Here is a 12882-nt window from a genome sequence, read left to right on the forward strand (position 1 = left end):
TATTAATTACCCTATAAATTAAGTTGCACATCCTCACCTTGACATCGTACCGCGAACGTTTTCAATTTTACGTCTGGCAGTTCGATGCATTGGCCTGTTTGCAAGTTAAAGTGTTGTTTGTACAAGGGAGAGGCAACAACGACTTCATCACCTATCGAGCCTATGATCCCCCGTGACATTACATTGGCCTCCCCAATCGGGTCATAGTTCTCAACAGCATAAAGAGAATCTGAGCGGTGGCAGTAAAAAATAGCCACTTGCTCATGGCCCCAAAGGACACAAACGCCTGAGTTTTTAATTAGTGCATCTCGGTGGCACACGGTATACCATTCTGCTTGTTTTTGCTCCATGCTAGCCTCACTCTTTATTTAGTAATATCAATAACATTGATTGATTCACCAACGAATCCACGGGATGACATTCCAGCTGCCAAGGTGGCCTTTGTTTGTGCCAGGGCCTTTTCTTCCTTAGTCATCGGCCGGCGCTGCCCGCGCTCGGTGACATAGGCCAGTTGGCTATCTTGCTGCTCGCTGTTGATAAAATGCCTAAAGCGCTGAAGTTTCTCAGGTGACTCAAGGGTTGTTTTCCACTCACATTGATATTGACCCAAGGTGCGTGCCATCTCCTGCTCTAACTCTTCACCAAGGCCTAAGTGATCATCAATCACCACTTTCTTCAGATACTCCAAACCACCTTCAAGATTCTCCATCCACACCGATGTGCGCTGCAACCTGTCAGCCGTGCGAATATAGAACATCAGAAAACGGTCGACATAGCGGACTAATGTATCTGCATCCAGATCGCTGGCCAGCAAATCTGCATGGCGTGGGCGCATGCCACCGTTACCACACACATAGAGATTCCAACCATTTTCTGTCGCGATCACCCCGATATCTTTGGACTGAGCCTCGGCACACTCTCGGGTACAGCCCGAAACAGCAAACTTAAGTTTATGCGGTGCCCGCAAGCCTTTGTAACGGTGTTCGAGGTCTATGGCAAAGCCAACACTGTCATCCACCCCATACCGGCACCAGGTACTCCCAACACAAGACTTCACCGTCCGCACTGACTTGCCGTATGCATGGCCGGTCTCAAACCCGGCATCAACTAGGATCCGCCAAATCTCAGGTAGTTCATGCAGTTGGGCACCGAACAAATCGACCCGCTGGCCACCAGTGATCTTGGTGTAGAGATCAAACTGCTTAGCGACTTCGCCCAGCACGATCAGTTTGTCCGGGGTGATCTCCCCGCCCGGGATACGTGGTACGACTGAGTAAGTACCGTCTTTTTGCATGTTGCCGAGGAAAATATCATTGGTATCTTGAAGCTCGAGGTGCGGCTCTGCCAGTACATAGTCATTCCAGTAAGATGCCAGCATCGAGCCCACGGCAGGTTTACAGATATCACAGCCAAGACCGCTGCCATATTCTTTGAGCAGGGCATCAAACGTAGTGATCTTCTTCACCCGCACTAGATCAGCCAACTCCTGACGGGAATAGGCAAAGTGCTCACAAATATGGTTGCTGACCTCTACTCCCATCGCGGCCAATTCTGCATCCATCACCTGCTTGGCCAATGCTGAACAGCCTCCACAGCCGGTCGATGCCTTAGTCGCTGCCTTGAGATCTGCCATCGAGCTACAGCCATCAGCGACTGCCTGCTTGATTTGACCTTTTGTCACGTCATAGCAAGAACAGATGGATGCAGTATCGGGCAAGGCTTCTACCCCCAAGCCAGAAGGTCCACCTTCCCCTTCTAGCTGGGGCAAGATCAATACTGCCGGGTTCTCAGGCAGCGGCATATCATTGAGTTTGGTTTGAAGCAGTGACTGATAGTTACTGACATCGCCTACCAACACCGCACCCAATATCTTGTCACCTTCCGGGGATAGGATAAGCCGCTTGTAGACCTGCTCCAAATCGTCGCTATAGGTGTAAGACAAAGCCCCCGGAGTCGACCCACTCACATCACCTATGCTGGCGACATCCACGCCCAGCAGTTTGAGCTTGGTGCTCATGTCTGCACCGACAAAAGACAAGCCGGATTCAGGCTGACAGAGATGCCCTGCCAGCACTTTTGCCATCTGATAGCCGGGGGCGACCAGGCCGAAGATCCGCTGCTGCCATAAGGCGCACTCGCCAATAGCATAAACATCCTCGGCACTGGTCTGGCAATGATCATCAATGACAATGCCACCACGCTCTCCCACCTCAAGCCCACATTGGCGGGCTAGGGTATCTTGCGGCCGGATCCCTGCAGAGAACACGATCATATCGGTTTCCAGATACGAGCCATCAGCAAAGTTCATTCGATAGCGACAGGACTCCCCAGCAACTATCTCGGTCGTGGCCTTCTCGGTGTGGACCGACACACCCAAAGACGAGATTTGGCGTGCCAGCAAATCGCCTCCACCTTGGTCAAGCTGAACCGCCATCAGACGAGGGGCAAACTCCACCACATGGGTATCGACTCCTAACTGCTTGAGGGCATTGGCTGCTTCTAGGCCAAGCAAACCGCCTCCGACCACAACGCCTACCTGGCTCTGTGTGCCCGACTCGGCAATCGCATCTAGGTCTTCGATAGTCCGATAAACATGGCAGTGTGGTTGGTCATTGCCCGGGATCGGCGGAACAAACGGGTATGATCCGGTTGCCAGCACCAGTTTGTCATATTGCTCAGTACGACCGCTTTGGGTCACTATCAACTTTTCATCGAGATCTATCTCACTGACCTGTTCATTAAGCAGGTACTCTACTCCATTACTCTGATACTCAGACTCATCGGCCAAGGCCAAATCTTGTGCGCTTTTGCCACTAAAATAGCTACTTAGCTGTACTCGGTCATAGGCCAATCTCGGCTCTTCGGAAAAAGTCAGGATACTAAACTGTGCTTGTTTATCCTGAACCTGCATATCTTCAATAAACTTGTGCCCGACCATGCCGTTGCCGACCACTATAATTCTTTTCTTATCCATTTTTGCTCTCCCCTGAGCGGATGACTTCACTACTGGTTTCTCTTACTCACAAGTCAATTGCTCTTATGCTGAAAGCTGGAGCGGTTTCTGTTGCTGTAGTTCGGCAACCTGACTGACCCATTGCAGTTGCTCCGACAGGGCAACGACCTCACCAACCACAATCAATGCCGGCGAGACCACCCTGTGCCTCTCCACCAGTTCAGGCAAATGCTGCAATTGCCCTGTGACTGTGCGCTGCTCCGGGCAACACCCTTTCTCAACCAAAGCTACCGGTGTTGTAGGAGCCGCTCCGCCGGACAGCAGCTTGTCGCGGATCATGCCCGACTTAGTGACACCCATATAAAACACTAAGGTGTGTTCAAGCTGTGCCAGCGCTTGCCAATTGAGATCAAGTGACTGCTCAGCATGTCCAGTCACAAAGGTGCAGCCTTGCGAGTAGCCCCTGTGCGTTAGGGGGATCCCGGCATAACTGGTACACCCAGCGGCCGCGGTAATGCCTGGTACCACCTCGACGGGCACGCCAGCCGCTTTAAGTGCCAACATCTCTTCGCTGCCCCGGCCGAAAATAAACGCATCGCCCCCTTTTAATCGGCATACTGTTTTTCCCTGCCAAGCCAGTTCCACCAGCAGCTCGTTAATCGTATGTTGGCTGGCACTGTGTTCCCCCTTGGCCTTCCCGACATACAAGGCAGTCGTTTTTGCTGGAAAACGAGCTCGTATCTCAGTACTAACCAGTCGGTCATAAACAATCACATCTGCCTGCTCTATGCTTTCCATCGCTTTTAGGGTCAGCAACATCGGATCGCCAGGGCCCGCGCCGACCAACTCGACCTTTCCCACCTTGCACCCAGATGGCCTATTGGCACTGCTAAGATAGCGCCTTGGCGGGTTGTCGCCTGTCCGTTCTCTTATCGTTGGCATACGTCTCCTACTCGTTCATATCCTTGAAATCTCTCATCAGGTTAGAGCAAAGACGATGCCAGCCTGTGCTTTCCGCCACCTGAAAAACACATAAGCCACTGTTATATATCCACAAAAAACAGCCTTCAGGAAATAAGCAGATGAAGCAGATCCCTACATGTTTCCATCGGATGCCCAGCTGCCGTGCAGAAAAAGCCCAAACCTGCACCAAAATAGTCAGCCAAACAGCATTTCATATAACCACCACTACCACTTTAGGGTTAGATAAAGAACAAAACACCAGCAAGGCTCGATATTTCAGCCTTTTAATTCAAAACGAGGTATAAAAAAAGCACTTAGAAAGCTGGCCTAGTTATTGCTCAATCACCAGATAAGAGATTTCAACGCCAAGGAGAACAACAGGTGAGCCAAAAAGACAGTACTTGGATAAAGTCAACCTGTGCCTACTGCGGAGTGGGTTGTGGCATTGAAGCCAGGGTAAATAGCCTCGGAACATTGGAAGTCCGTGGGGATAAAGCGCACCCTGCCAATTTTGGCAGGCTATGTTCAAAGGGACTGGCACTAGGGGAAACGGTAGGCATCGAAGGGCGATTGCTAACACCGAAAATCAAACAGCAGCGTAAAAGCCAATCCAAACTTGAAACTGTTTGCTGGGAAGACGCAATAGCCGATGTTGCAAGCAACTTCAATAACGTAATCGAACAACACGGTAAAGACGCTGTGGCCTTCTACGTATCAGGGCAGTTACTGACCGAGGATTACTATGTCGCCAATAAGCTTATGAAAGGCTTTATCGGTAGCGCCAATATCGATACCAACTCGCGGCTGTGTATGTCATCGAGTGTTGCAGGGCACAAACGGGCATTCGGCGCCGACATCGTACCGGGATGCTATGACGATCTCGAACTTGCCGAGTTGATCATCTTGACCGGCTCGAATTTAGCATGGTGCCATCCCGTGCTATTTCAGCGCATTAGAGAGGCCAAGGTAAAAAACAATTGCAAGATCATCGTCATCGACCCACGTCGCACAGCCACCTGTGACATTGCCGACTTGCACCTTCCACTACAACCGGGCAGTGACATCGCCCTGTTCAATGGCTTACTCGCCTTTTTGAGTGAAAACAACGCCGTTGATCACGACTATATCAAATCGGCGACCGAAGGATTGGAACTCGCCTTGGCATCGGCATTCCGTTTTGGTGATATAGAATCAGTGCAAGCGGTAACAAGACTCGAGAGAGCGCAAATTCTCGCCTTTTACCAACTCTTTGCCTCTACTGAAAAAACCGTCACCGTGTACTCACAAGGCGTCAACCAGTCAACATCCGGCACCAATAAAGTTAACAGCATCCTCAACTGCCATTTGGCAACAGGCAGAGTCGGTAAGCCCGGTAGTACGCCGTTCTCGGTCACCGGGCAACCCAATGCCATGGGAGGACGAGAAGTCGGAGGGTTAGCCAATATGCTGGCCGCCCATATGGACTTCGATAACCCTGAACACACCCGGCAAATCAGCAAATTCTGGCAGACGGATAATCTTGCTACCACCCCGGGCCTAAAAGCCATCGATATGTTCAATGCTATCGAGAGTGGAAAGATCAAGGCCATCTGGATCATGGCGACCAATCCCGCAGTCAGCTTACCCGAGAGTATCCGGATCAACACTATTTTAGCCAACTGCCCCTATGTGGTGGTATCCGATTGTATGGCAGATACCGATACGCTGCGCCACGCTGATGTGGTGCTGCCGGCTCAGGGCTGGTCCGAAAAATCCGGCACAGTCACCAACTCCGAGCGGCGGATTTCCCGCCAGAGACGCCTGCTCCCCTCTCCGGGAGAGGCTAAACCCGACTGGTGGATCATCAGCAAGGTCGCCAAGGAAATGGGCTTCAGTGATGCCTTTGATTACCAGAACGAGGCTGATATTTTCCGCGAATATGCCCAAATGACCACTCTTTGCCAGGAAGGTAAAATATCTCTCAGTGATATGGCCGCATCAGTTCGGCCACTTAACCTATCAGGGCTTGCCAACCTCAATACCAAACAATATCACCACATGGAGCCTCAGCAATGGCCTGTGATTGAGCACAATCAACCCACAGCTCGCCTGTTTGCCAACGGTGAATTTGCCACGCCTTCGGGGAAGGCACAGTTTATTGCAACTGACTATCGACCAGCGGCCTCAACACTATCTCCCCAGTATCCATTGCTGCTCAATACCGGGCGGATACGCGATCATTGGCACACCATGACTCGCACAGGTTTATCGGCTCGGCTCAGTGAGCATATCAGTGAGCCATACCTCTCCCTGTCAGCGCAAGATGCCGATCAATTCGCCGTCAAAGATAAAGGCTTGCTATCAGTTTCCAGTGAGTTCGGCACTGTCCTGCTACGGGCGCATATCAGTAAAGATTGCCGCCAAGGCCAAGTGTTTGCTCCGTTTCACTGGAATGATTGCATCACCAACATGGGTAAAGTTGATACATTGATTGCAGGTCACCGTGATCCCCTATCTGGTCAACCCGAGTTCAAGGCAACTCCGGTAAATATCGAGCCAGCCCCATATGCCAGCGAAGCCTTGTTGATTTGCACAAGAAAAGACATTGCTAGCTTACTCAGTGAACAAGAACATTGGACATGCCAGCGTACCCACAAGGGTTACCTATTGCGGATAACATCCCAACAATCTCGAAAAAAACTGCATGAATGGCTGGCTAATTGCCTTGCCGAAGATAAAACAAACTGCCTTGTAGAAGATAAAACCAAGGGCCAACAACGCATTAATGTTGAAATAGAGATTGAAAGCCGTTTTGCGATGTTTGAAGGCGGCCTGATTAACAGTGCCTTTATCGTCAGCGACAACTTGCAAGGCAGCATCGACACAGACAGCATCAATGATACAGATTATGACTATTTGTATACCCTAATCGGCAGACCACTATCGGACCAACTGGTGCAGGCCTTATTCACAGGTAAGACCCCGCCAGAACATCAAAATGGCAGACTCGTCTGTGCGTGCAAGCAGGTCGGCGTGAAGACCATAGAAAAAGCGCTTTGTACTCAGTCTTGCAACTCAGTGAAAGACATCAGCGATATGACCCAAGCCGGTACAGGCTGCGGAAGCTGCGTATCAGAGCTGCAACTGATGTTGGATGAGATACAGGTTAAGCAGGTGTAGAGATCCTAGCTCCTGGATGCGAGTTCCTAGTCCTAGAACCTTCTAGTAACTAGGTTCTAGGATCTGCTCTTCCTAGCTCCAAATGCAAAAAGGGCTCGCATTTCTGCGAGCCCCTCGAATGTGGCGGAGCGCTTTGGGTAAGGCGGATTTGATTCAAATCCCTTTCACAGAATCCAACGCATACGAAAAAGCCGCTGATTTCTCAGCGGCTTTTTCTAAATGTGGCGGAGAGATAGGGATTTGAACCCTAGATACGCTATTAACGTATGCCGGTTTTCAAGACCGGTGCTTTCAACCACTCAGCCATCTCTCCGAATTGTATCATCGCAAAGGATGATGGCGGTGAGGGAGGGATTCGAACCCTCGATACGTTGCCGTATACACACTTTCCAGGCGTGCTCCTTCAGCCACTCGGACACCTCACCACTTTGTTGTTTTGACGCCTTGCGTCTCAACGGCGGCTAATGTAATCACTTAGCGTATCAGGGTCAAGTGTTTTACCGAATTCTTTTACTGACTGGTGAGGAATGGATCAAATTGTTCCAATGTCCAGCAAAACACTCATCCAGATATCTATCAGGTATGTTATACACTACAATTTAACACGTATTATCAATCTATTATCTCTCTGGCCAATTTTCCCCAACGAGACCACTGGCTCTTGGGTGCCTTGTATTTTGGAGTGTTATGATCTTCCGGCTATTTTCCGCTTTGACCTTTCTAGTGCTGAGCCTTGTATCCTCCCCCAGCCATGCGCTCGAAGGGCATTATGATGTCTGGAACCAAACCCTGGATGAACAGATCCAACAACTCAGGGCACAAGAAAACACACCTGAAATTGTCAAAGAGCTAGATACCCTTCAGAGCGCCAAGGGGATGATCGAAAAAGCGATCGGTTTTGATGACAAGACCCAGAGCTACCGCCAACTGATTGAAGAGTTCCCCGAACTCACCGACAAGCTCCGCCAGCAAGTCGATAGCTTTGCGACCACCAAGTTCCCCGACTTCAGCAATATGTCGCAGCAAGAGCTGAGCGATACCATCAAAGTACAAGATGCTCAGATCAAGCAGCTGGAACAAAGCCGCAACAACAGCAAGGACGAGCTGAACTCAATTGAAAAAGGGATTGATGAGTTCTCTGTTCGTTCAACCCAGCTGCGTGACTTAATCAAACAAGAAGAGCAAGCATTGCGGCAAATCGAGAATCAGCCTGATGCCAAGAATCAACAGCTGGTTCACCAGATTTCGCACCAATACTACGTCAGCGAGCTATATATGCTCGAGGCAGAGCAGCTCAGTGCCGGTAACCGCCGAACGCTGGTCAAACAGCGTATCCAATTGCAAAACCTGCAGATAGATGCAAGGCAAGCATACCGCAATAACTTGCAGCGGGAGCTATCTCGTCAGCAGCGTCTTGATACCGACTTATCCTCCGAACAAAGCGACCAATTCGATCTGGACCTCGACGGACAGCCTGACAGCCTTCGCCAACTGACCATCAACAACAAACGCTATATCGCAGCATTAAAGGCCATCACTTCGCAGAGCGAGCAGATACAACAGAGCCTGACCGCAACCCGCAAGCAAATCCGCGATGTCGAAAACACGGCAGATGATTTGGAAACCATGGCAGAGTGGCTCAAACTCAGCCCAGCATTTAGTGAAAATCTTCGCACCCGCATCAGCCGTTTACCTGCTAATCCACCCATCGAGCAACTCGACAAGGACATTGCCCAAAACCAAATCAAAAAGTATGAGTACCAACAGCTGGCAGATTCACTGCGGGATAAAGCGGCTGCCCCCGGTACAGACGGTCTGACCGAAGAGCAGTTACTGCAGGAAACAGCGCTCATTGAAGCCAACCAAATCCTGCTTGAAAAGCTCATCGACCAAACCGACACATTGATTTACCAGCAAGCGACACTCAAGGTGTCCTACGAGCAGCTCAACAGCAACCTTAACGAGCTACAAACCTCGGCCAACAAGCAACTGTTCTGGGCACCGGATACCAACCCTGTCAGTGTCAGATTCGTGATTGCCTCATGGGAGAAACTTAAATGGTTCTTCTCCCCCTACCAGTGGGTAGGTTTTATCAAATTTCCAGCGGTAGCTGACAAAGTAAAATTGGCTTTCGCCCTCACCATAATCGCCGTTATCATTCTTGGCCTGAACTGGTGCCGGAAATACTGGAAGCGCTTCCTTGCCGATACCAGCAAAAAAATCGGTAAGGTAACCCAGGATAAATTCCGCTATAGCTACAGCAATGTCTTCTTCTCGTTTTTGCTGGCATGGCCAATCCCAATTATTGTCGGGCTGGTAGGGCTGATCTTCTCCAGTGGCTGGCAATACCCATTTGTCCATCATTTTGGACAAGCATTGACAGTGCCCATGGCCCTTGTCATGTTCTGCTTCATGCGCGAGATAGTCCGCCCCAACGGCCTGCTGATCAGCCATTTTGACTGGGAAGAAGATCTCATCAGTCGCTGCTTTACCCACTACAAACGCTTGCTGTGGGTATACCTTCCAATGATGGTGATCCAGCAATTTGCTCACCTCTACAGCGATATTGATGTCAATGCGACCCTGGGCCGTCTAGCATTTATCATCAGCAATATCTCCATTAGTTATTTCTTGTGGCGGATGTGCCAAGAAAAACTACCGATGACCTATGGCGATCTTCCTGAGGGCAAAGCGCATATTGGCCACCATCTATTCTGGTGGACACTGATATTAATCCCGCAAGGGCTCAACTACACCGCTCTCAATGGCTACCTCTCCTCATCGCAAGATGTGATGCACAAGCTAGAGTATTCTGCCGTTCTCGGGATAGTGACTATCTTGATCTACTATCTGGTCAAGCGCTTGATGCTAATCCAGAAACGTCGCCTGGCATTCGAACGGGCCAAGGCCAAGCGTCAGGAAATCATTGCCCAGCGTATTGCCGAGGTGGAAGAAGATAAAGATGAGCACCATGGCAGCAATGAGATGCAAATCGAGATTGAAGAGCCGGAAGTCGATCTGGATAAAATCAGCGCCCAGTCGCTGCGCTTACTGCGCACCTTGCTGTTGCTGATTTACCTGGCTTTCCTCTCGACGGTATGGGCCGATTTCTATCAGGCTATCTCCTACCTCGGCGATCTCAAGTTGTGGGATGTTACCAATACTATCGATGGTATCGACGAACTCAGCTCGATATCGGTTAGCAGTGTATTACTTGGATTCTTGGCTTTCTGGCTAACGGGAATATTTGCCCGCGATTTGCCCGGTGCGATGGAACTGTTGATCCTCCAACACCTCGACCTGTCACCGGGTACTGGCTATGCCATCACCTCGCTGACCCGGTATGTGGCCATTACCATGGGGATATTGATTGGCTCGAGCCTAGTCGGGTTTGACTGGTCGAAAATGCAATGGCTGGTTGCGGCACTGGGTGTCGGTCTGGGCTTCGGCCTCCAGGAGATCTTTGCCAACTTTATCTCTGGCTTGATCATATTGTTCGAGAGACCGATAAGGATCGGGGATACGGTGACCATCCGCAACTTGACAGGAATAATTGCCAAAATCAATACCCGTGCGACAACCATCGTCGACTTCGACCGCAAAGAGGTGATTGTACCGAACAAGGCCTTCGTGACCGAGCAGTTCATCAACTGGTCACTATCCGACCCAATTACACGTGTCACCTTGTCAATCAGTGTGAATTACTCGGCCAATACCGACTTGGTCACTAAACTATTGTTCGAAGCTGCTGAAGAGTGTGAGCTGGTATTGGATAATCCAGCACCTGAAGTCTTCTTCCTGACGCTGACAGCCGACAGCCAGAACTTCGAAGTCAGGGCCTATGCGGCAGAGACTGCCCACCGCCTGAGCTTAACCCACGACCTGCACAACCGTATCAAGCAGAAATTCAATCACCACGGCATCCAGATTGCCAACCCGCAGTTGGAAATCCAGATGAAGCGCCGCCGGCCAGCGAAGATTTAAGTCGAAGCAGATACCTAAGAAAAAAGCCCCTTTCGGGGCTTTTTTTAATTCTTTCTGGCTGCTCGCTCATTCTGCATTTGGATATAGCTTCCCAAATGCATCGAGGCTGGCTTGCCTCGGAGGATGTATGGCAGCTCAGTTGGCTGCATTGTAGCTTTGCTGGTTGGGCGCATTCTTACGTAAAGAACGCGGAACATGTTTTTGGCGACACCTTGGCAACAGCGGTCTACCCAAGAGAAGAAGCGACCGAAAAGACCAATTTTCACCCACAGGACAAACTGACTAACGCCTAACATTGCTGCTAGCGACCAATGTACCTCAATCATATTACTTCCCCATTAATTATGTTTTTGCTTGCAGAACTGACTGAGGTAACTATGCCAATAAAATCATGAACAATATCCCTATGCCTGTAACTGAATTTAACCTGAACTGGCCATTTTCAACTGTTAAAAACCATTTTTGAAATCAAAGATCTCACCCCTGAAAACAAAACATTACACTAACATAATATAATACTACAAATTTAACCTACTGATTTATAGAAATAAAAAACAAGACAACCACAAAGCGATCAAACAACAATTTAACAATCCAACCAAGCGATGATCTTTTCCTTGATATAAATCAATTTTGCAACCTTTCACAACCATCACAATCAGATATATGTTTTTACAAACAGAAACAGCTTGTTCAAAGCTTATCCAAGCACTTTCGTGCAATTTAAAAGCATATAAGCGCAAATAAACACAGAAGATTTGATGTTTGGTACTTAGCTAGATATTAGAAAAGGCCGCTATCGGGTAAAAATGAAGAGAGACTAGGTATAAATAGAAAAAACCCCAAAGGCAAAAACCTTCAGGGTTATAGAATTAGATCTTTAGTTGGCTGCTAGGCAACGGGTCTTTTTACGCTTGCTGGTAGTACCCTGGCACACGGAACATACGACGACACATTTCTAGGAACTGGCCATAAACCACACCCAAGGCACCAGAGACAAAAGCGTTACTTGTTACCGCAGTAATGATCTGATCAAAATCAGCACCGACAACTAGCAAGATACACGCATACACCGGTGACTGAAACAATACATAAGCCAGCATATCAGATACGCCTTTCATCCAGCCGGTCGCTGACAACTTCATACCTTGGCGGATCATCATGTCGCGGAAAACACCATATGGCCAAGCAATCGCAATATTAACCGGAATAGACAGTGTTCTTGATGCGAGTGACTGTTCAAATGTCATACCCGATATAAACACTTCTATCATCATGCCTGTAATAAAACTAAAAATTACCATTGCAAAAGTATCAGCAGCAGCACTTCTTACGTTAAATGGCCCTTTAACAGACATAACCAAACCTCAAAATACAGTGAATAAGACCAACAAATTAAAACTAGATAGTTAGATGAGCTGGCATGCAGCCACCAAACCAGTCAATGCGCGTATTAAAACAGAGAATAAGTAGAATTACTCACCAAAGATCTGATTTGTTCGTAAGTTTACAACTACTTTCAGTTCAGTATTTGGCATTATCCGCTACTTTGGCATCAGTCCCGTGCTACAAAGTCTAAAATTCATTCCGCTAACGTTCAAAACCACCATTTTTCTAAGCTAATAATTTGCCAATTTCACGAATTAGATATGAGTTTTAAGCGTTATAGATAAGATGAGATAGAAATAGCCCTCAAAAACAGTATTGCCAAAAGCATCACACAGAAGCCTACAGCGCTTACATGCAGAAATTAAACTAATGTTTTATAAGGTTTTTAATGGCATTAAAAAATAACACCCATATAACACTTATCGGTTCATCAT

General features: G+C 48.8%; 8 protein-coding genes and 2 tRNA genes. 3 read left to right on the plus strand and 7 right to left on the minus strand.

All coding sequences use genetic code 11. From position 1 onward, the window contains the following. Positions 1 to 11: 11 nt before the first annotated feature. From nirD to cobA, 3 genes are all read right to left on the minus strand, one after another. On the minus strand, positions 12 to 350 hold the full coding sequence (nirD, locus tag ACXAD4_RS13570) for a nitrite reductase small subunit NirD (protein ID WP_317522214.1): 339 nt from the start codon (positions 348 to 350) through the stop codon (positions 12 to 14). Positions 351 to 364: 14 nt separating this feature from the next. Beyond that, positions 365 to 2974 (minus strand): nitrite reductase large subunit NirB, encoded by a 2610-nt coding sequence (gene nirB / locus ACXAD4_RS13575; RefSeq protein ID WP_475242112.1) that lies wholly within the window; start codon positions 2972 to 2974, stop codon positions 365 to 367. Between the two features lie 63 nt (positions 2975 to 3037). Next, complete coding sequence (gene cobA / locus ACXAD4_RS13580) at positions 3038 to 3895, minus strand: uroporphyrinogen-III C-methyltransferase (protein ID WP_475242114.1); 858 nt, start codon at positions 3893 to 3895, stop codon at positions 3038 to 3040. Between the two features lie 140 nt (positions 3896 to 4035). Between cobA and ACXAD4_RS13585 the strand changes: the two genes are divergently transcribed. Both ACXAD4_RS13585 and ACXAD4_RS13590 read left to right on the plus strand, forming a co-directional pair. Further along, entirely contained in the window at positions 4036 to 4221 is a 186-nt protein-coding gene (locus ACXAD4_RS13585; RefSeq protein ID WP_475242115.1) for a hypothetical protein, read from the plus strand. Positions 4222 to 4297: 76 nt separating this feature from the next. Further along, on the plus strand, positions 4298 to 7075 hold the full coding sequence (locus ACXAD4_RS13590) for a molybdopterin-dependent oxidoreductase (RefSeq protein WP_475242117.1): 2778 nt from the start codon (positions 4298 to 4300) through the stop codon (positions 7073 to 7075). 222 nt (positions 7076 to 7297) lie between these two features. Here ACXAD4_RS13590 and ACXAD4_RS13595 read toward each other — a convergent pair. Then, positions 7298 to 7388 (minus strand) — tRNA-Ser (locus ACXAD4_RS13595). 24 nt (positions 7389 to 7412) lie between these two features. After that, positions 7413 to 7500 (minus strand) — tRNA-Ser (locus tag ACXAD4_RS13600). Positions 7501 to 7762: 262 nt separating this feature from the next. Between ACXAD4_RS13600 and mscM the strand changes: the two genes are divergently transcribed. Continuing rightward, positions 7763 to 11059 carry a miniconductance mechanosensitive channel MscM gene (gene mscM / locus ACXAD4_RS13605; RefSeq protein ID WP_475242119.1) on the plus strand — a complete coding sequence of 1099 codons (3297 nt, stop codon included), beginning with the start codon at positions 7763 to 7765 and terminating at the stop codon, positions 11057 to 11059. A 44-nt stretch (positions 11060 to 11103) separates the two neighbouring features. Here the strand turns inward: mscM and ACXAD4_RS13610 are convergent, their stop codons facing one another. Next, positions 11104 to 11385 carry a hypothetical protein gene (locus ACXAD4_RS13610; RefSeq protein ID WP_107299152.1) on the minus strand — a complete coding sequence of 94 codons (282 nt, stop codon included), beginning with the start codon at positions 11383 to 11385 and terminating at the stop codon, positions 11104 to 11106. A gap of 582 nt (positions 11386 to 11967) precedes the next feature. Then, entirely contained in the window at positions 11968 to 12417 is a 450-nt protein-coding gene (locus tag ACXAD4_RS13615) for an L-alanine exporter AlaE (protein WP_107299151.1), read from the minus strand. Positions 12418 to 12882 lie beyond the last annotated feature (465 nt).

The organism is Photobacterium sp. AWH4_225 (genome assembly GCF_056158405.1).